The following is an 18596-nucleotide window of genomic DNA, read 5'->3' on the forward strand; positions in this document are numbered from 1 at the left end:
TCCGATCAGCCGTCGACCCTTGCGACGAACGCGTTCATGTTGTCGCGGACCCGCTCGATGCGTTCTTCGGTCGGCGAATCGTCCCGATACTGGTTGCCGAGCGCCGGCGTCTTGATTCTGCGGGCATAGAGCGAGCAGGCGAGATCGGAGCACATGTATGTGCCGACCGAATTTCCGCGCCGACCGGATTCGCCGGCCTTTCGCGCGGCCATGAGCGCAACCTCGCCGCTCGCATGCGTCGTCAGACAGATTGCGCACATCTGTGAGCGACGCGGTCCACCGGTTTCATGGCGCAGCGTCACGCCGACAAGCCGTTCGTGCAGGGGAACGACCAGATAGCCGCGACCGGGATACGACGGATCGCTCCAGCCGAGAAAGTCCAGGTCGTCCCACGGGCGATCAGCGAGATCACGTGGGACCGGCAGGCGCTTGGCGTCGCCCTTGGAGCAGTTGATGAACGATGCCCTGATGTCGCGTTCGGTGATCGGTTGCATCCGAATCCACTCGTTCCCTTCCGGCGTTCGGCAAGCAGCCACCGTACGACCACACCCGGGGCCCGGGCAACGGGTTTTCCGTGTCAGCCCGATGCCGGTCCTGCCGCTTTGCTCCGGCGTTTGGCGGCCGGCTTGGCGCTCGACCCATTGGATCCGACCTCGATCTGGGTGGCCTGCGGTGCAACGGGCAGCGCCATCTCGATCGCCTTCTGCGTGTAGACCCGATAGCCGAGATGCGGTTGATAGCCATGGATTTCGGGCGTATCCAGAAAGCGTATGAAGGACAGGATCTGCTTGCTGAAGAGCTGGCCGGGTACAAGAACCGGGAACCCGGGCGGGTACGGCGTCACGAAGGTAGCCGACACGACCTCCTCGCCCGCCTCCAGCTTCGCTTCGACCTCGTCAGAATTCAGGTACTCGCAGAAAGAGTCGTTGTAGGCGAGGTAGAACGCCTTGCGGACGTCGCCCTCCGCCGTCGGGTCCGATCCGTTCGTGTCGAGAAAAGCAGGGTGGAACCCGCTGAAATCGGGCATGTACGTCGACTCGCAGGTCTGCCGGCCGACCCGCCGGTCGTGGATTGCGCGCTCGGTCTGACTCATGTCGCCGACGCGATCGTCGAGTTCACGGGCGATCTTGACGAGCACCTCGACAAGGTAAGCGACCGAACTTCGCGTCGTGCCGATGTTCGTCATGAACAGCACGGTGTTGCGCGATGTCTTGTTGATCTGGACGCCGTAGCGATCCATCAACAGGTCTCGCTTGAATGTGTCGCCGTCGTAGCCGGTCGGGCCGATGTACAGCGTGATGCGAGAGGGGTCGAGGACGAATTCGTCTTGCTCCCAGACCGTTTGCATGTTCTTGAGCCCGCTGCGCAGCGGTTGGGAGATGCCGGAGGGCCGATACCGCTCGGGAATCAACTCGGCCGTGCTCAGGCAGTGGACGTACTTGCTCAGCAGCGGATGATTATCGATCGCGTCGCGCAGTTGCATCGCATTCTCGATCTGCTTCTGGACGAGTTCGACGCCCTCCAAAACGACCTGACGGCGACCGAGATCGAGCGAGGCGACGATCTGGTAATTCGGCGAGGTAGACATGTGCGCCATGTAGGCCTCGTGGAACGTCTCCGAGACCTTCTGCTCGAAGTCCTGGTCGTAGACGTGGATCATCGATCCCTGCCGCAACGCGGTCAGCGTTTTGTGCGTCGACTGGGTTGAATAGACGCGGACACGAGCGCGGGCAGGATCGGGCATGAGGCGCGTTTCGAGCAATTCTTCGTCGGTCGGTTCGGGGTGCTGCGCCCGCTCGGCCAGGTATTCGTTGTAGCGCTCGCGGTACGTAGGGTCCTTCAGACGCTCGCGCAGTGTCTTGGCTGCGGCCATACCGGTCCGCGAGCGATAGACCGGATGGAACCGGGCGAACGCGAACCATGCTTCGTCCCACAGGAATACGAGATCCGGCTTGATCGCGAGACACTCTTCCATCACGCGCTCGACGTCGTAGACGACGCCGTCGAACGTGCAGTTGGTCAGCATCACCATCTTGACCCGATCGAGCCGTCCCGCACGTTTCAACGCGAGCAGCTTGCCCTTGATCTCGTGCAGCGGAACCGCGCCGTACATCGAAAACTTCGTCAGCGGATATGCCTCCAGGTATTGGACGTGCGCACCGGCCAGCATGGTTCCGTAGTGATGGGACTGATGGCAGTTGCGGTCGACCAGCACGATGTCGCCCGGCGCGATCAACGCCATGCCGACGATCTTGTTGGCCGTCGACGTGCCGTTGGTGACGAAGAAGGTGTGCCGCGAGCCGTAGGCCTTGGCCGCCAGATCCTGGGCCTCGCGCAGCGGACCGGTCGGTTCCAGCAACGAATCGAGGCCGCCGCACGTTGCCGAGGTCTCCGCCATGAAGACGTCGAGACCGTAGAACCCGACCATGTCCTTGATCCAGTGCGAGTTGACGATCGACTTGCCCTGCGAAATCGGCAGGGCGTGGAACACGCCCGTCGGCCGGTGGCTGTATTGCTTCAGCGCACTGAAAAACGGCGTGCGATAGCGCTCTGCGACGCCATGCAAGATGCTCAGGTGGAGCTCGAGAACGCCCTCGCGAGCGTGGAAGACACGCCGGAAATCGTGGCCGAGCCGACCGGCGACGTCCTCGACCTCGATCTCGGTCATCAGGTAGAGGTCCAGCTCAGGACGGATATTGGACAGCGAACCGGCGAGAATCTGGGCGCGCTCCTCGGGGGAGTGGTCGGCGAGGTCCGCGGACACCTGGGTGTCGACGAAGTCGCCAAGTGCGGAGAGGTCGCGGCCGGATTTGTGCGCGAAGCGCCGTCGGACGACGCACGCCTGCAGATTGACATTGAGTCGAGTGGCGATGACGGCTTCGTCGCCGCTGCCGACCACAACCAGTTCGTAGATGAACTCGTCGTCAGGTCGTCGCCAGTTGCGGACTTCCTTGCGTAGTGCGCGCTCCTGCGCCTCCGACATCGTCTCGACGACCAGGACCTCGAAGTAGAGGCGCTCGGGTCGATCCGAGGATTGCTCGTCGTGCTGGAAGTTGTCCGTCGTCAGAGTTTCGTGGTCGCCGGTAATACTCGTGACGGCTTCGCCGGAGCGGTAGGACTCGGTGACCAGGCCGCGATTGATCTTTGCGACTGTGCGCGCGAATTTGTCATAGCTACCCGCGGTGAAAAGGCGTTGCGTCTGGGCGAAGAATTGCTTGCCGGGAAATGCCCAATAATGCTCGAACGGCAGCAGATCGCTGATCAGGTGCTCGACGGAATGGACCAGGTGATCGGTCGGTTTGCCTGATGCGGCCGCCCGCGAGAGTCGTTCGGCAGCCTCTTCCAGCCGGCACCACGAATCGGCACGGAACTGCCACACACTGTTGTACGCGCGAACACCCGTGGCAGTCATGATTGGCCCTCCAAACGCGTCGACGACGCCGATTTATTCGTCCCGCTCGTCGAAAGCGAGCTGATTTCAGCTTCCCACAATCGTTGCGGGCAGAACCTGGGTTCGCGCAATATTCGATACTGTTCGAATTCCTGCCGCGAGTTATTGTCCCGGAATTCAAATGAGGCCAATACGCATGGGAGAAAGCATTATTCGGGCATTGCCGGTAACATCGGGCACTTTCGGCGAGGGTCTTCGCGCGGCAGTGGCACGGCGTCCGTAACCTGACCTGTGTGACTGAGGAGCGTGATCAGCTCGACCTGCTTCGACATCATGGCGACGTCGATGTCGAGCCCGGCATGCTGGACTTTGCGGTCAACGTCGCGAGCCCTGCGCCGCCCGCGTGGCTGGTACGCAGATTGGCGGAAAGGCTCGGATCACTCGGCCGCTACCCGAGCAGCGCCGACGAACTCGCCGCGCGTACGGCAGTCGCCGCGCGGCACGGTCGTAGCCCAGACGAGGTCCTGCTGCTCGCCGGGGGCGCGGAGGGATTCGCCCTGCTGCCGAAGTTGTGCACGCACGCGGCGCTGATTCATCCGTCTTTCACCGAACCCGATGTGGCGTTGCGCGGGGCGGGTGTTCGTGTCACCGTCGTCATGCTGCGGCGGCCCTATGCGCTTTCCCATGCCGTTGTCCCCGACGACGCCGACCTCGTCGTCCTCGGTAACCCGACCAATCCGACGTCGGTTCTGCATCCCGCGAAATCTGTTCTCGCGCTGCGGCGCCCGGGGCGGATTGTCGTTGTCGACGAGGCATTCGCCGATGCTGTCCCGGGCGAGGTCGAGTCGCTTTCGCGGCTTTCGCTGCCGGATGTCGTGGTGCTGCGCAGTCTGACCAAGACCTGGTCGCTGGCGGGGCTGCGCTGCGGCTATGCGCTCGGCGCACCGGAAGTATTGCAGCGCATGGCAACTGGCCGTCCGCACTGGCCGCTGGGCACGCTGCAGCTAGAGGCCATCGCGGCGTGCTGCGAGCCCGAGGCGGTCGCCGAATCGTCGGACCGTGCGTTCCGGATCTGCGACGAGCGAGCCGCCCTTGCCACCGAGCTCGAGGAACTCGGAATCTCCGTCAATCTGCCCGCTGCGGGACCGTTTCTGCTGATCGATGTGGCCGACGGGGAATCGATGCGAAAAGGTTTGCGGGAAAAGGGGATAGCCGTCCGTCGTTGCGATACTTTCCCCGGCCTCGGTCCCGACCAGTTGCGCATTGCGGTCCGCGATGCCCGTAGCGTGCGGCGGCTTGTCACTGCGATCAAGGAGCTCCTGTGAGCGTGCACCTGGCGGATGTCATCACGGCACTGGACGCGGCATACCCGCCATCCCTTGCGGAGGACTGGGATTCGGTCGGACTCGTGTGCGGTGACCCAGCCGATCCGGTCGGGCGGGTGCTCTTCGCCGTCGACCCGACAGCGGCGGTCGTCGACGAGGCGCTGGCCTGGGGCGCGCAGGCGCTCGTCGTTCATCACCCACTGCTCCTGCGCGGTGTCGACACCGTAGGCGCGCACACCCCGAAGGGTGCGTTGGTGCACAAGCTGATCAAGGCGGGCTGTGCCCTGTTCACCGCACACACGAACGCTGATTCGGCAGATCCGGGTGTGTCGGACGCCTTGGCCGCCGCGCTGGGCCTGACTGTGACCGGCGTGCTCGATCCAGTCCCGGCACCCGCGGTCGACAAGTGGGTCGTCATGGTTCCAGCACATGCGACGTCCGCCGTTCAATCCGCCCTGTTCGCGGCGGGCGCCGGACAGCTCGGCGAATACAGCGAGTGCAGCTGGCGTGTCGCGGGTACGGGGCAATTTCGGCCGCTGACCGGCGCGAATCCGACGCTTGGCGAGGTCGGGCGGATCGAAAGCGTCGCCGAGGATCGTCTCGAACTCGTAGCACGACGGTCGTTGCGGTCGGCCGTGCTCGCGGCATTGCGCGCGGCGCATCCGTACGAAGAGCCCGCCTTCGACATCATCGAACTCGCCTCGACACGAGCGGACTGCGGGCTCGGGCGGGTGGGGGAGTTGCCCGCGCCGGAGACGCTTCGGGCGTTTACCGAGCGCGTCCGGGCAGGCTTGCCACAGACGGTCTGGGGTGTGCGGTCCGCCGGCGATCCGGAAGCAGTGGTGCGAAAGGTTGCGGTGTGCGGCGGTGCCGGTGACTCCTTCCTGCCCACGGTGACGCGGCTCGGTGTAGACGTCTACGTCACCGCAGATCTGCGGCATCACGTCGTCGACGAACATCTACGCGCAGGCGGCCCGGCAGTTGTCGACGTAGCGCACTGGGCAAGCGAATTCCCGTGGTGCGCACAAGCACGCGACGTGGTCGAGCGATTGGGCGGCGTCGAGACCCGGATATCGACTGTGCGAACCGATCCGTGGACGGTGGGCGGGTACGGTGGAGGGTCAAACGCCTACGGCTGAGATGCCGAACGCCCAGAAGTCCAGGAGTCGTCACCGCGTGAATCTCGAACCTCAGGTCCAGGCAAAACTGCTCGACCTCGCTGCAATCGACACCGAGCTCACCCAACTCGCGCACAAGCGCAAATCGCTTCCCGAGCAGCAGGAAGTCGAGCGACTGGAAAAGGAACGCGAGACCCGCAAGGACGCCGCGGTGACCGTGCAGATCGCGATGGACGATCTCGACCGTGACATAAAGAAGCTCGAAGGTGAAGTCGACGCGGTCCGCAAGCGGGAAGACCGTGACCGTCAGATGCTGCAGAGCGGGACCGTCGCCGCAAAGCAGTTGTCCGAACTGCAGCACGAACTGGGCAGCCTGGAACGTCGGCAGTCGCTGCTCGAAGACGAACTGCTCGAGGTGATGGAACGCCGCGAGGCGAGCGAGGCAGATCAGCAGCACGCCGGCGCCCAGTTGAGCAAGATCGAGGACGAACTGATCGACGCGGTCCGGCGCCGTGACGATGCGCTTGCCGATCTGGTGACGGGCGAGAACCGGCGCACCGCAGACCGCTCTGCCCTGATCGGCGCGTTCCCCGACGAGATCGTCGCGACCTACGAGCGCCAGCGCGCCGCGCACGGTGTCGGCGCGGCACTGCTGCAAGCGCGCCGGTGCGGTGGGTGCCGGATCGAGATCGATCGCGGCGAGATGGCGAGGATCGCGAAGACCGAGCCCGACGTGGTCCTCCGGTGCCCCGAATGCGGCGCGATCCTGGTCCGTACCAAGGAGTCCGGTCTGTGACGAAGCGGGTCATCGTCGAAGCCGACGGTGGTTCACGGGGCAACCCCGGTCCGGCCGGATACGGCGCGGTCGTGTTCGACTCCGACCGTGGCGGGGTGCTGGCCGAACGCAACGAGAGCATCGGAATTGCCACGAACAATGTCGCCGAGTATCGCGGACTGATCGCCGGTCTGACGGCAGCGGCGGAGCTCGGTGCGACCGAGGTCGACGTGCGAATGGATTCCAAGCTCGTGGTCGAACAGATGTCGGGACGCTGGAAGGTCAAGCACCCGGACATGATTCCGCTTGCCCGACAGGCGGCCGCTGCGGCTGGGCAGTTTCAGCGCGTCAGCTACTCGTGGATTCCCAGAGCTGAGAACTCCCACGCGGATCGGCTCGCGAACGTCGCAATGGACGAGGCGGCGGGTAAGCCGGTGAAGTTGGCCGAGCCGGCGCAGCCGGTCGCAAAGCCCTCACCGGGATGGACTGGGGCACAGGGCAAGCCGACGCGCTTCCTGCTGGCACGGCACGGCCAGACCGAGTTGTCGGTGGGCGGACGGTATTCGGGGCGCGGCAATCCGGCGCTCACCGACGTCGGTCGCGCGCAGGCCGCAAAACTGGCGGCACGGTTGGGCGCAAAGGGTGGCATATCGGTCGTCGTGTCGTCGCCGCTGATTCGGGCGCGCGACACCGCGTCCGCCGCTGCGGCAGCGCTCGGCGTCGAAGCGACGGTCGTGGATGGACTCACCGAAACCGACTTCGGTGCGTGGGAGGGACTGACCTTCGACGAAGCTGCGCAACGCGATCCCGAGTTGCATCAGAAGTGGTTGGGCGACACCTCGATTCGCCCGCCCGGCGGTGAAAGTTTCGACGAGGTCCGCGAACGGATCGAAGCGACGCGCAACGAGTTGGAACGTGCCTACACGGGCGCCACGGTTCTTGTCGTCAGCCATGTCACGCCGATCAAGACGTTGCTACAGCTCGCCCTGGGTGTCGGTCCGTCGCTGCTGTATCGCCTGCACCTGGACTTGGCGTCCCTCAGCATTGCGGAGTACTTCCCCGACGGAGGATCTGTCGTGCGGCTCGTGAACGACACGTCGCACCTGGCCTGAGGTTCTGCGGGTGTGGTCATCACGGCGACGTCGCGCGTCGGTCAGGGAAATGCCTTTTTGTACGCCCCGGCTAGAACGCTGCCGACGATGATGAGTCCGATCGCAATCAGGTCGGGCACCCCGTCGGTGACCAGACCCGCTACGCCGACGACGATCACGAACGTCGGCACCCAGGCGAACAGGCTCGCGATCGGGCGCGGGGGATCGGTCGGTTCGCCGGCCGCCTGCGCGGCTTTGTTGGGCGCGTACTCCGGATACCACTCGGTGAAGGAGACGGCGAAAATCAGGGCACCGATCTGCAGAATCCACCCGGTCCAGAAGTTGTCGGAGTCGTCGAGCACGGCGTCGCCGATCAGACCGACGATCGCGGAGAATGTGAACGCCGCCGCCCATGCGCCCGTGATCATGTAGTTCACGCGCTTGAACAGGGGACTGTCCCAATACTCCTGCGGCGTCTCTTCTTTCGCATATTGGATCGTGAACGGCACCCGAATCACGATCGACGCCCACGCGAAGACCGCCAACGCGACGTTGCTCAGCTCTCCCGCCCACATCTCGAGCCACGTCAGCGTGCCTTCGCTCGCGACGAGCCCGATGACGATGAAGACACCGAAGAAGATCACATCGAACACTTCGAGCAACTTGAACGAGCTACCTCTTCGCCAGCTTGCGAGGAAGAAGAGCAGCGCCAGGCCGAACGCGGCGGAGACCGCTTCCTCGAAGCGCCCCGGACCGCTGAAAAGCGACATCACGATCCACGGTGCGATTCCCGCGAACGGTGATTTCAGGAAGTTGTCGACCACTCCGCGGGCACCACCGGCCTTCGCGGAGCCGGAATCTGTCTGCGGCGGAACCTGATCGGTCATGGGGCAGCCTCCGTACTAGGCGGTTACACATGCGAAAGATATGCCTAAACGTCCTCGTCGGCAACGATCTTCAGGCGATTACTTTCAGTAACGTCCGGATGTTGCGGGTTGTCGTCGTCGCCTTGTAGCGCTTCTTCCCGGTGGCCTTCCCGAAATCACTGTGCAGCGTCTGACCACGCTCGACTTCCCAGTAGAGAACGCCATCCCCGGCATCGATGCGTTCGAGCGCCGGATCGAGGTCGTCCTTCATGGCGAGCAACTCACCGAGAATCTCCGCATCCGAGGACAGCATCACATAGGGCTGCCAGCCCTCGTGCTCCGGATCGAACGGGTACGCGTCGACGATTGCGCGCACAGTTGCGATGTCGCACAAGACGATCCACGCGTCGTAGCCGAAGTCTTTGCGAAGTGCTGCCTCGATATCCGACTTCAACTTCGTCTGCCCAGTTCGCGTGGTCGTGAACAGGACATTGCCGGAGGCCAGGATTGTGCGGACGTCGTCGAATCCCAGAGTTGCGAACGTCTTTCGCACGTCGACCATCTTCATGTTGATACCTCCGACGTTCACACCCCGGAGAAATGCCACGTACTGCGTCATACCGTCGAGCATTCCATGCAAGGTCCGAACCCGGAGGCGGGTACGCTGATCGAGCGGACGAGCTGACCGGGCGGCCGCGGTGGCGGGAACCGGATCTCCAGATTCGTAGCCCACTGCCGAGGAAAGTCCGGACTCCACAGAGCAGGGTGGTTGCTAACGGCAACCCGAGGTAACTCGCGGGAAAGTGCCACAGAAAACAGACCGCCGCCGCTTTGCTTTCCGGAGCAGAACGGCGGTCAGGGTGAAACGGTGCGGTAAGAGCGCACCAGCGCTTCGGGTGACCGGAGCGGCTAGGTAAACCCCACCCGGAGCAAGGTCAAAGGTCGGACCGGGCAACCAGTCCGGCTGCGCGGGTGTTCGAGGGCTGCTCGCCCGAGCCTGCGGGTGGACCGCTCGAGGTACCCGGCAACGGTGTGCCCAGATGGATGGTCGCCACGCGCTGCGTGCAGCGCGGACAGGATCCGGCTTACAAGTCAGCTCGTCCGCCCCCACTCCAAGGAGTGGGGGCTGACCGTTCTAGCAGCTGAAGACGAGTTCGAACGACGACTTCTTGGGGTCGGTCGGATTCGTCATGTCGAGCGCCGTGGCCTCGCCGGTGATCGTGTAGGTCTGCCCGTCCTTCTCGACCTTCGGCTTACTGTCCGGGCTGGCGGAGTTGTATGCGAGCCCGCCCTGAGTCGCGGCGTCGCCGATCGCCACGACCTGAACGGAGTTGTCGGCCTTCGTGAGCGTTGCACCTGCGCCGCGGCCGGCGTCGTTGCTGGTCTCGGTGATCGCGAGGATCAGGCTGTCGCCCGACTCGGTGCACGACGTCGTGAAGTCGCCGTCCCACTGCTCTCCGTCGACCTTGATGGTCGACCCGCCACTGCTCGTCGATGAATCGTCACCACCGCACGCAGCGAGTCCGCCGATCAGCGCAGCCGAACAGCAGATGGCCGCGAACGACGACCTGAGCTTGTTGTGGATCATGTTGTGCTCCTGGTCTGGGGTCCAAGCCCCGAATTTGGTCCTGACACTCGAGTATGCCAAGACTGCGCGGACGTGCCCGCGCGCCGACAAACAAAAGGCCCCCGACCGCGACGGTGGGGGCCTGGTGACGAACGCGGGTCAGATCGGATCGATGACCAGCACCTGAGCCCAGTAAGCGGCCTGCTCAGCGCCGAGAAGGGGGAGTAGCTGATCGAAGAGAATCGTCGACATTGTTGCGCTCCATTTCTGGTAAGTACCGGGGTGGTTGGCGCATGCGCGTCTGGTGAGACGGTTGCTCCTTGCTGCCCGAGGAGCCTAACAGTGTCCGTTTCAGACGCAACCCACCCGACGTTTGCGCAGGTAGCGGGGCGCGTCGCTGTGATCTGCCACCCGAATGGGAAGTTTGCGTGAGTCACGTCATACTGTGGTCGTTACGTTCGTTACGGACTTTTACAACAAGGGGATCAGACATGCGTTTCCTCCGTACGGTCGCCGTCGGCGCTGGTGTCGTCGGCGCGGCCGCCGGGCTCGGAATCCTCGGCTCGGGTGCGGCCTCCGCGGTTGCGGTCGCTCCGATTCCGGGTGGTGTCCAGGTAGAGCTGAACCATGCCGACACGGTATGGGCAGATCAGGCCAACATCGGTGCGACCATCGCATCGATGCCGAATGTCGCTGCACAGTCTTTCGGCGCCGGGTTCGATGCGGCGACAGAGATCGCCGCGCAATTGCCGCAGGGTCGTGTGGGCTTCACAGTGGTGGGTCCGCTGAGCAGTCCCGGTGGCATCATCGTTATCCTCGCGGAATAGCCCGGTCGACCGAGGAGGGCGCTTCGATCCGTGGGAATGAGCCGAATCGCGGCGCCGAAGCTCGACTTCGGTGTCATACGAACCGAATTCGGGCTGGTCGACGAGTACCCGTCTGACGCCTTGGCGGAGGCGCGTGCAGCAACTGATGCGCACGCCTCCGGCAGGGAAGATCGCACTGATCTAGCGCTCGTCACGATCGACCCCCCGACGTCGATGGACCTCGACCAAGCTGTGCATATTGCGCGGACCGCCACCGGCTTTACCGTGAGCTACGCGATCGCCGATGTCGGCGCTGTCGTGGTTCCCGGTGGTGCGCTCGACCGTGAGGTCCGTCGGCGGGGACAAACTTTCTATTTGCCGGACGGTTCGGTCCGGTTGCATCCGCGCGAACTGTCGGAGGGTTCGGGGAGTCTGCTGCCCGAACAGACGCGTCCCGCGGCTCTGTGGACGATCGAGCTGGATGCGAACGGCGAAGTCGTCGAATTTTCTGTCCGCCGCGCGTTGGTGCGTTCGACGGCCCGATTCGATTACGCAGGCGTCCAAGCGGCGTCGGAGAACGGCTCACTGCATCCATCGATCGAGGCGTTGCCGGAGGTCGGTCGGCTGCGAATGGCGTTGGCGCGCAAGCGCGGGGCGATCAGTTTGAAGCTGCCCGACCAGGAGGTCGTTGCTGCCGGACCAGGTGACGGCCGCTGGCGGCTCGAGCTGCACCCGCATACCGAGGCGGACGACTGGAACGCGGAGATTTCGCTGCTGACCGGCATGTGCGCTGCGAAACTGATGCTCGACGCGAAAATCGGTCTGCTGCGCACACTTCCGCCGCCCGCGAGTTCCGCGGTTTCCGAGATCCGGCACACAGCAAGGTCTTTGGGGATCGCGGTGGACGACAGCGTACCGGTCGGCGAAATGCTTGCCGGCCTCGATCCGAGTCTGCCGTCGACACTGGTTCTGATGACCGAGGCGACATCGCTGCTGCGCGGTGCCGGCTACGCCGCATTCGACGGGACGGTCCCCGAACTGACCGAGCACGGCGGCATCGGTGCACCGTATGCGCACGTCACAGCACCGCTGCGCCGGCTGTCGGATCGGTTTGCCACCGAGGTCTGCCTCGCGTTCAGCGCGGGAACCGAGGTTCCGGGTTGGGCGCGGGACTCGCTCGTCGAGCTGTCGGAGCTGATGCGGGCGTCGGATTCGCAGGCCAGCAAAGTCGACCGGGCGTGTCTCGACCTCACCGAGGCAACCGTCCTGTCCGACCGGGTCGGGCAGTCGTTCGAAGCGGTCGTACTGAAGGAAGCCGACGGCAAACGAGACGCAGAGATTTTCGTCGCCGAACCCCCGGTGCTCGCGAAATGCGATGGGGCGCCGCCCGAAGGTAAGAAAGTCACCGTCCGGCTGACGGACGCGAACCTTCAGCGTCGGAGTGTGTCGTTCGAGTACGCGCCTAGCTAGCGAAACGCATCCGTCGCCTCGACCAAATGGTGGGTGATGCCAGGCTCGTTTGCGGCATGTCCGGCGTCGTCGACGATCTGCAACGACGATGCGGGCCAGGCTTTGTGGAGATCCCAGGCACTGGTCGCGGGGCAGACCATGTCGTAGCGGCCCTGCACGATGACGCCGGGAATGTGGGCCATCGCGTCGATGCGGTCGAGTAGCTCGCCCTCGGCGAGGAAGCCGTGATTGCGGAAGTAGTGGTTCTCGATGGTCGCGAATGCCAGCGCGAATCGCGGTTCGGCGGTCTCGGTGACGCGGTCCGGCTTCGGTAGCAACGCGCTCGTCGCGCCCTCCCACGTCGACCATGCGACAGCCGCCGCTGTGGCGATCTCGCGGTCGGGGGAGTGCAGCAATCGGTGGTAGGCCTCGACGAGATCGCCGGACCGTTCCTGTTCCGGCACGGGAGCGAGGAATTGCTCCCACAACTCAGGGAAGACGTAACCCGCCGCGCCGTTGTAGTACCAGTCGATCTCCTTGCGGCGCAACAGAAATATGCCGCGCAAAACTAGTTCGGTCACCCGCTCCGGGAAGTCTTGGGCGTACGCGAGCGCAAGCGTCGAACCCCACGAACCGCCGAAGACGAGCCACTGTTCGATGCCGAGATGTGTGCGCAACTGCTCGATGTCTGCGATCAGATGCTGCGTCGTATTTACGGACAGGTCGGCGTCGTCGGCGATGTGCGGGGTCGACCGACCGCACCCACGCTGATCGAACAGCACTATCCGATACGCGGCCGGGTCGAAGAAGCGCCGCTGAAAAGGTGCCGTCCCGCCGCCAGGACCGCCGTGCAGAAATACTGCGGGCTTGCCATTCGGATTGCCGCTGCATTCCCAGTAGATTCGCTGATCGTCACCGACATCGAGGTGACCCGACTCGTACGCGTCGAGCTCGGGATAGAGGCCGCGCATCGGTCAGCCGGGTAGACCGGCGAGGCCGGTGGCGAGGTCCGGCAGGTTGAGGGCCTCGATGGCCTGCTGCCGGACGTCCGCGCACGTGGTCGTCGTGATCTTGTCAGGAATGGTGCGGTCGGTGAGAACCCTGCTGTTCAGCGCGAGCCCACCTGCGTTGAACGCCCACTCCTGCACCGTGATGTTGAGCGCGGGTGTGCTCAGCGTAGGGCCCTGAACACGCCAATCCGACAGCTGCCCTTCGATTCTCGTGCAGAGATCCTGCTGGCGGTCCGCGGCGATATCGGCGACGCCGCCCGAATCGGTGGTCGGGGGCGCCGGTGGCGTCGTCGGTTTGGCCGAACTGGTCACCGGACCCGACGACCCCGTCGGCTCGTTCTCGGGCGAGCCACATGCAGCCACGAGCGTGACGGTGGCGGCGGCGCCGATCAACATCGCAATTGCGTTGGGGCGAACTCGCACTGGAGACCTCACTTCTCGTCGGAACTTCTCACTCGAGTGTGCCATTACGACGAGAGTGGCCGGGGTCACCGCAACCCGGCGAGTGTGCAGCTGCTGTCGCGAAAGTCGAGGAAACGCGTCAGAAAGTGCACACTCGGCGGGTCAGAAGCTGTGCTCCTCGGCAGGGAAGGTACCCCTGCGGACCTCGTCGCGGTAGGCGATCGCGGCGCTGCGCAGCTCATCGCCGACGTTGCCGAAGCGCTTCACGAACTTGGCCGTCTTGCCGTTGGTGAAACCGGCCATGTCCTGCCAGACCAGCACCTGCGCGTCACACTCGTGACCTGCGCCGATGCCGATCGTCGGGATTGTGAGCTTGCGTGTGACCTGACCGGCCAGCTGGGCCGGAACCATCTCCATGACGACCGAGAAAGCGCCGGCTTCCTGTACGGCGATGGCGTCGGCAACGAGCTGCTCGGCACCGTCGCCACGGCCCTGCACGCGGAAGCCGCCAAGCGTGTTCACGCTCTGCGGGGTGAAGCCGATGTGCGCCATGACCGGAATACCGGCCGCTGTGATCGCCGCGATCTGCTCGACCATTCGCTCGCCACCCTCGAGTTTGACGGCGTGGGCCTGACCTTCCTTCATGAACCGAGTCGCCGTGGCCAGCGCCTGCTGGGCCGAGGACTCATAGCTGCCGAAGGGGAGGTCGGCGACGACGAGAGCGTGCGGTGCACCGCGAACCACGCCGCGGACCAGCGGAATCAGCTCGTCGATGGTGATCGGAACCGTTGTGTCATAGCCGTAGACGACGTTCGCCGCCGAGTCGCCCACGAGAAGTACGGGAATCTCCGCTTCTTCGAAGATGCGCGCGCTCGAATAGTCGTAAGCCGTCAGCATTGCCCAGCGGTCACCGGAAGCCTTCATCGCCTGCAGATGGTGCACGCGGGTCTTGCGGCGAGCGGACGTGGTAGCGGCGCCGTAGGCGTTGTTCATCTCGCTGTTGGACATCTTTGTCCCTTTCGTACCTCGAGGCCTGTGCAGGTCCCCGGGAATGGGTTGATGACGTTCCTTAGTCTGCCACTTGCATTGGCGTCGTGGACGTGCAGTTCGTCACACCCCGTCCCCGCCGAGTTTGTAGGAAAACCCCCGGAGAGCGGGGATTTTCCTACCAACTCAGGGTGGCCGCGGAACCCACCGTGCAGATTCGGCGTCCAAGGTTGCATGACGGTGAAAGAAGTACACGCCGCGATGGCTAAACAGGACGGCGTGATCACGTTGGCGCAGGCCAGAACTGCCGGGATGTCGAACACGGCCGTCGAAAGGCGGGTCGCATCGGGGGAGTGGGTGCGGCTCCATCAGGGCGTTTTCCTCCGATCCGACCGGGAACGGTCGCACGCAGTGTCATTGCGGGCAGCGGTCTATTCGGCGGGTGCGGACGCAGTCGCATACGGGCCGAGCGCAGCATGGTGGCACCGGCTCCTGGAGCGCCCGCCCCACCAGCACTGGATCACAATTCCCAAGCAGCGCAGACTCTCTCGTTCGACGCAGATTCGGCTTCGCCACCGGGACGTGCACCCGGCCGATGTCGGGACGGTACGTAATCTGCGCACGACCAGCTTGCCGCTGACCGTCCTCGAGGCCGCGGTCGAACTGCGCGCCGGGTCAGCGATGATGGACCGCGCCCTGCAGCGGCGGACCAACTTGCGAATGCTCGAAGCAGCGCACACACGAAATTCGACGCGCGCGGGCGCGGCCCGCGCAGGTCGGCTTTTGCTCGCCGCGGCAGACGGCGGTGCATCGGAAGCCGAACGCAGGTTCCAGCACCTGTTGCGCGAGCGAGGGGTGACCGGTTGGACAGAACATTTCTGGAGCTGCGGTTTCGAGATCGACGTCGCTTTCGTTCGGGAACGGATTGCCGTCGAAATCGACGGTTGGGCGTGGCATCGCGACGCGGATCGGTTCGCCCGTGACGCCGAGCGCCAGAACATCCTGGTCAACGCCGGTTGGCGGGTCCTGCGGTTCACGTGGCACCACGTCGTTTTCGAACCGGAAGTAGTGATCGGCGCAGTAATCGACGCGCTCGCGCCGAGTTGGTAGGACAACCCCCGGAGAGCGGGGATTTTCCTACTACGCGCTACCCAGGTAGGTCGACTCCAGGACCAGGTCTTTCAGCACCTTCTGGTACTCGGCGTGGGTGTCGTGCTCGACGGTCGACCACAGGGTTGTCTCGTTGGCGCGCATGTAGGCGAGGTAATCCGGGGCACCGGGGGTCTTCACGTTGTCAGCGACGACGACGCTGCCCTCGTGCAGCCAGTCCTCGGCCATGATTCGGCGCAGGTCGGGCAGGTAGGCGGACTTCAGGTGGTCGACAAAGACGAAGTCGAGTGCTCCGCCGCCGAATCCGTACTCGTTGCGCAGGCGGGCGATGGTTCCGCCACTGTCGCCGAGCATTCCGACCACCGCGGTGATGCGGTGGGCGACGCCGGCGTGCTCCCAGATCTGGCGGGCGATCGCGGCGTTCGCCGAGTTCGGCTCGATTGTGTAGAGATGCGCGCCCGCGGGCATCGCGCGAACCGTCCGGAGCGCGCTGTAGCCGCAGTAGGTGCCCAGTTCGAGCAGCAGCTTCGGCTGCGCGCGCGCGACGGCCTTGTCGAGGATGAGACCCTTCTCGTCCCCGATATTGATCAGGAAGCTTCGGTTGCGCGCGAACTCGTCGATCGCGCGGATGACGTCGTCGAGGTCGCCCCGGCGCGCATTCTGCGTGACATACGCCGACAGCGCGCGTTCGCGGCCGTCACCGATCTGGCCGGTCTGCAGTAGGTGCGGCATTCCGACGGCCATTCGCAGCACTGACCAGCGCAGAAAGGGAATCGGGTTGCCTGCGGCGCGGTTTGCGGCGACGGCGCCTGCAAGCACCGCGCCGTAGAGCACGGCCTTGCGCAGTACACGTGGTGCAGTCATGGCTGCAGTCCTCTCACCGAATTTCGACGCCCTCGACCGCGGTCGACTATCCGCGCACACTGGAACTCTAATTCGGCCACGCCGCCAGGCGTTGGATCTGCGCAAATTCGCAAGCTTTCCCGTGGTGCCGCGCTGCTTCGAGCGCCGCGCAGGTGCACGACACCGGCACCTTCTCGGTCCGTGGCACCATCTTGGGTATGCCGATCCCGAGCCGTACCCGCGTCGTCGCGGTTATTGCATTCTGCGTTGCTGGAATGCTCGCCTCCTGCGCGAAAGATCCGAGCCCGAAGCCCGAATCGACAACCAGCGCACCGACGTCGAACGGTTCGAGCGAGCCAGGGCTGGAGAGGTTCTACTCCCAGACGCTCTCGTGGGGATCGTGCCGGGACTTCGAATCGGGCGATTCGCCCCTTCGTGGCTCTGTCGAATGCGCGTACCTCGAAGTGCCTGTCGATTACGACGAGCCGGACGGCGAAACCGCGCAGATTGCCATGTCCCGCGTCGAGACGAACGGTGACAAGGTCGGCTCACTGCTGTTCAACCCGGGCGGTCCCGGTCAGCCGGGACTGTGGATGCCCGGCAACTTCGCAAGGTCACCACTCGCCGAAAGCTTCGATCTCGTCGGATTCGACCCCCGCGGCGTCGGCGCGTCGACACCGGAGGTCCGCTGCCTGACCGATGCGGAGACCGACGCCGAGCGGCTCGACCTCGACATCGATATGAGCCCCGAAGGCATCGCGCAGACCGAGAAGGAAGAAAAGGACTTCATCGACAAGTGCGTCGATCGCGTCGGCAAAGACGTTCTCGAACACACCGGTACGCGTGAAGTCGTTCGCGATATGGACGTGATGCGGGCGGTGCTCGGCGACGAGAAGTTGAGCTACGTCGGGTTCTCCTACGGAACGCGAATCGGCGCGGCCTATGCGGAAGAGTTCCCCGACAAGGTCCGGGCGCTGGTTCTCGACGGCGCGGTGGATGCCTCCCAGGACCCGAACGAAGAGCTTGTCGAGCAGTACGAGGGCTTCCAGAAGGCATTCGACGAGTTTGCGGCCGATTGCGCGACGAAGTCCGACTGCCCGCTGGGAACCGATCCGCGGCAAGCGGTCCCGGCCTTCCGTGCGCTTGTCGAGCCGTTGGTCACAACGCCCGCGCCCGCAGGTGGCGACCGGGTGCTCAGCTACGGCGACGCCCACACCGGCGTTGTTCAGGCGCTGTACTCGCCGCAGTTCTGGCCCGATCTGGAGGCGGGACTGCAGGAGCTGAAGCAGGGCAAGGGCGACACGTTGCTCGCTCTGGCCGATCTCTACGAGGGACGCGCCGAGGACGGCACGTACCAGAACACGAACGACTCGTTCCTGGCGATCAGGTGCGTCGACGACCCGCGAATCACCGACAGGGCGGTCGCGGGGCAGACAGAGGCGAAGGTGCGCGAGGTTGCGCCGTTCCTCGACGACGGCCGCGGCACCGGGCAGGCACCACTGGACGACTGTGCGTTCTGGCCCGTCCCGAACAGCAGTATGCCGCACGAGATTTCGGTCGACGGACTGCCGAAGATCGTTGTCGTTTCCACGACGCAGGATCCCGCGACGCCGTATCAGGCCGGTGTCGATCTGGCGCGCCAGCTGGACGGTTCGCTGATCACCTTCGACGGCACACAGCACACGGTGGCGCTGACCGGTGAGTCCGATTGTGTCGACGACGCGGTCATCGCGTACCTGAAGGATCTGACCGTGCCGGCCGAGGGACTGCGTTGCTGACCGCATCGTCTCGACACGACGCGTTCGAACTAAAACCGGTAACAATTGCGCGATGTAACACAAAGTTAACGCCAGGTG

Annotated in this window: 17 protein-coding genes and 1 other RNA gene; 9 read left to right on the forward strand and 9 right to left on the reverse strand. The window is 64.5% G+C overall.

Translation table 11 applies throughout. The features are described from left to right. Positions 1-5: 5 nt before the first annotated feature. Both JGU72_RS09355 and JGU72_RS09360 read right to left on the reverse strand, forming a co-directional pair. Positions 6-494: an FBP domain-containing protein gene (locus JGU72_RS09355; protein ID WP_199683539.1), complete on the reverse strand. Its 489-nt coding sequence runs from the start codon at positions 492-494 to the stop codon at positions 6-8. 83 nt (positions 495-577) lie between these two features. Next, positions 578-3412, reverse strand: a complete 2835-nt coding sequence (locus tag JGU72_RS09360) for an aminotransferase class I/II-fold pyridoxal phosphate-dependent enzyme (protein ID WP_199683540.1) — start codon at positions 3410-3412, stop codon at positions 578-580. 272 nt (positions 3413-3684) lie between these two features. Between JGU72_RS09360 and cobC the strand changes: the two genes are divergently transcribed. Genes cobC through JGU72_RS09380 form a run of 4 tightly spaced genes read left to right on the forward strand, consistent with a single transcriptional unit; the run spans position 3685 to position 7721 of the window. After that, entirely contained in the window at positions 3685-4716 is a 1032-nt protein-coding gene (gene cobC / locus JGU72_RS09365) for an Rv2231c family pyridoxal phosphate-dependent protein CobC (protein ID WP_307828364.1), read from the forward strand. Next, the gene (locus JGU72_RS09370) at positions 4713-5855 is read left to right on the forward strand and encodes a Nif3-like dinuclear metal center hexameric protein (protein WP_199683541.1); all 1143 of its coding nucleotides are present in this window, start codon (positions 4713-4715) and stop codon (positions 5853-5855) included. The genes cobC and JGU72_RS09370 overlap by 4 nt, the downstream gene beginning before the upstream one ends. Before the next feature lie 37 nt (positions 5856-5892). Further along, on the forward strand, positions 5893-6630 hold the full coding sequence (locus tag JGU72_RS09375; RefSeq protein WP_199683542.1) for a zinc ribbon domain-containing protein: 738 nt from the start codon (positions 5893-5895) through the stop codon (positions 6628-6630). Then, entirely contained in the window at positions 6627-7721 is a 1095-nt protein-coding gene (locus JGU72_RS09380; RefSeq protein ID WP_307828365.1) for a bifunctional RNase H/acid phosphatase, read from the forward strand. The genes JGU72_RS09375 and JGU72_RS09380 overlap by 4 nt, the downstream gene beginning before the upstream one ends. A 41-nt stretch (positions 7722-7762) precedes the next feature. On the opposite strand, the gene JGU72_RS09385 is transcribed toward JGU72_RS09380, so the two are convergent. Both JGU72_RS09385 and JGU72_RS09390 read right to left on the reverse strand, forming a co-directional pair. After that, complete coding sequence (locus JGU72_RS09385) at positions 7763-8587, reverse strand: DUF3159 domain-containing protein (RefSeq protein ID WP_199683544.1); 825 nt, start codon at positions 8585-8587, stop codon at positions 7763-7765. 70 nt (positions 8588-8657) lie between these two features. Further along, positions 8658-9185, reverse strand: coding sequence for a DUF1697 domain-containing protein (locus tag JGU72_RS09390; RefSeq protein WP_199683545.1), 528 nt, complete (start codon positions 9183-9185; stop codon positions 8658-8660). 58 nt (positions 9186-9243) lie between these two features. Here JGU72_RS09390 and rnpB point away from each other — a divergent pair. Then, an RNA gene (gene rnpB, locus JGU72_RS09395) (RNase P RNA component class A) lies at positions 9244-9670 on the forward strand. 31 nt (positions 9671-9701) lie between these two features. Here the strand turns inward: rnpB and JGU72_RS09400 are convergent. Beyond that, entirely contained in the window at positions 9702-10154 is a 453-nt protein-coding gene (locus JGU72_RS09400; RefSeq protein ID WP_199683546.1) for a lipoprotein LpqH, read from the reverse strand. Between the two features lie 470 nt (positions 10155-10624). Between JGU72_RS09400 and JGU72_RS09405 the strand changes: the two genes are divergently transcribed. Continuing rightward, positions 10625-10960 carry a hypothetical protein gene (locus JGU72_RS09405; protein ID WP_199683547.1) on the forward strand — a complete coding sequence of 112 codons (336 nt, stop codon included), beginning with the start codon at positions 10625-10627 and terminating at the stop codon, positions 10958-10960. 36 nt (positions 10961-10996) lie between these two features. Next, positions 10997-12409, forward strand: a complete 1413-nt coding sequence (locus JGU72_RS09410) for an RNB domain-containing ribonuclease (RefSeq protein WP_199683549.1) — start codon at positions 10997-10999, stop codon at positions 12407-12409. Here JGU72_RS09410 and pip read toward each other — a convergent pair. From pip to panB, 3 genes are all read right to left on the reverse strand, one after another. Then, positions 12406-13359, reverse strand: a complete 954-nt coding sequence (gene pip / locus JGU72_RS09415; protein WP_199683551.1) for a prolyl aminopeptidase — start codon at positions 13357-13359, stop codon at positions 12406-12408. The genes JGU72_RS09410 and pip overlap by 4 nt on opposite strands. Before the next feature lie 3 nt (positions 13360-13362). Then, positions 13363-13821 carry a hypothetical protein gene (locus JGU72_RS09420; RefSeq protein WP_307828366.1) on the reverse strand — a complete coding sequence of 153 codons (459 nt, stop codon included), beginning with the start codon at positions 13819-13821 and terminating at the stop codon, positions 13363-13365. Positions 13822-13962: 141 nt separating this feature from the next. Next, the gene (panB, locus tag JGU72_RS09425; protein WP_199683553.1) at positions 13963-14808 is read right to left on the reverse strand and encodes a 3-methyl-2-oxobutanoate hydroxymethyltransferase; all 846 of its coding nucleotides are present in this window, start codon (positions 14806-14808) and stop codon (positions 13963-13965) included. A 213-nt stretch (positions 14809-15021) separates the two neighbouring features. Here panB and JGU72_RS09430 point away from each other — a divergent pair, with 213 nt between their 5' ends. Next, entirely contained in the window at positions 15022-15897 is an 876-nt protein-coding gene (locus JGU72_RS09430) for a type IV toxin-antitoxin system AbiEi family antitoxin domain-containing protein (RefSeq protein WP_199683554.1), read from the forward strand. Positions 15898-15927: 30 nt separating this feature from the next. Here JGU72_RS09430 and JGU72_RS09435 read toward each other — a convergent pair whose 3' ends face one another. After that, positions 15928-16641 (reverse strand): O-methyltransferase, encoded by a 714-nt coding sequence (locus JGU72_RS09435; protein WP_233532057.1) that lies wholly within the window; start codon positions 16639-16641, stop codon positions 15928-15930. A gap of 317 nt (positions 16642-16958) precedes the next feature. Between JGU72_RS09435 and JGU72_RS09440 the strand changes: the two genes are divergently transcribed. Beyond that, positions 16959-18518 (forward strand): alpha/beta hydrolase, encoded by a 1560-nt coding sequence (locus JGU72_RS09440; protein WP_199683556.1) that lies wholly within the window; start codon positions 16959-16961, stop codon positions 18516-18518. Positions 18519-18596: the final 78 nt, after the last annotated feature.

The sequence above is a fragment of the Antrihabitans auranticaus genome (assembly GCF_016481275.1).
Taxonomy (GTDB): domain Bacteria; phylum Actinomycetota; class Actinomycetes; order Mycobacteriales; family Mycobacteriaceae; genus Antrihabitans.

Coding starts and splice junctions, on each gene's coding strand:
- JGU72_RS09440 (WP_199683556.1), top strand. CDS start 16,959: ATGCCGATCCCGAGCCGTACCCGCGTCGTCGCGGTTATTGCATTCTGC.
- JGU72_RS09430 (WP_199683554.1), top strand. CDS start 15,022: ATGACGGTGAAAGAAGTACACGCCGCGATGGCTAAACAGGACGGCGTG.
- JGU72_RS09355 (WP_199683539.1), bottom strand. CDS start 494: ATGCAACCGATCACCGAACGCGACATCAGGGCATCGTTCATCAACTGC.
- JGU72_RS09410 (WP_199683549.1), top strand. CDS start 10,997: ATGAGCCGAATCGCGGCGCCGAAGCTCGACTTCGGTGTCATACGAACC.
- JGU72_RS09405 (WP_199683547.1), top strand. CDS start 10,625: ATGCGTTTCCTCCGTACGGTCGCCGTCGGCGCTGGTGTCGTCGGCGCG.
- JGU72_RS09390 (WP_199683545.1), bottom strand. CDS start 9,185: ATGACGCAGTACGTGGCATTTCTCCGGGGTGTGAACGTCGGAGGTATC.
- JGU72_RS09360 (WP_199683540.1), bottom strand. CDS start 3,412: ATGACTGCCACGGGTGTTCGCGCGTACAACAGTGTGTGGCAGTTCCGT.
- pip (WP_199683551.1), bottom strand. CDS start 13,359: ATGCGCGGCCTCTATCCCGAGCTCGACGCGTACGAGTCGGGTCACCTC.
- JGU72_RS09400 (WP_199683546.1), bottom strand. CDS start 10,154: ATGATCCACAACAAGCTCAGGTCGTCGTTCGCGGCCATCTGCTGTTCG.
- JGU72_RS09435 (WP_233532057.1), bottom strand. CDS start 16,641: ATGGCCGTCGGAATGCCGCACCTACTGCAGACCGGCCAGATCGGTGAC.
- panB (WP_199683553.1), bottom strand. CDS start 14,808: ATGTCCAACAGCGAGATGAACAACGCCTACGGCGCCGCTACCACGTCC.
- JGU72_RS09385 (WP_199683544.1), bottom strand. CDS start 8,587: ATGACCGATCAGGTTCCGCCGCAGACAGATTCCGGCTCCGCGAAGGCC.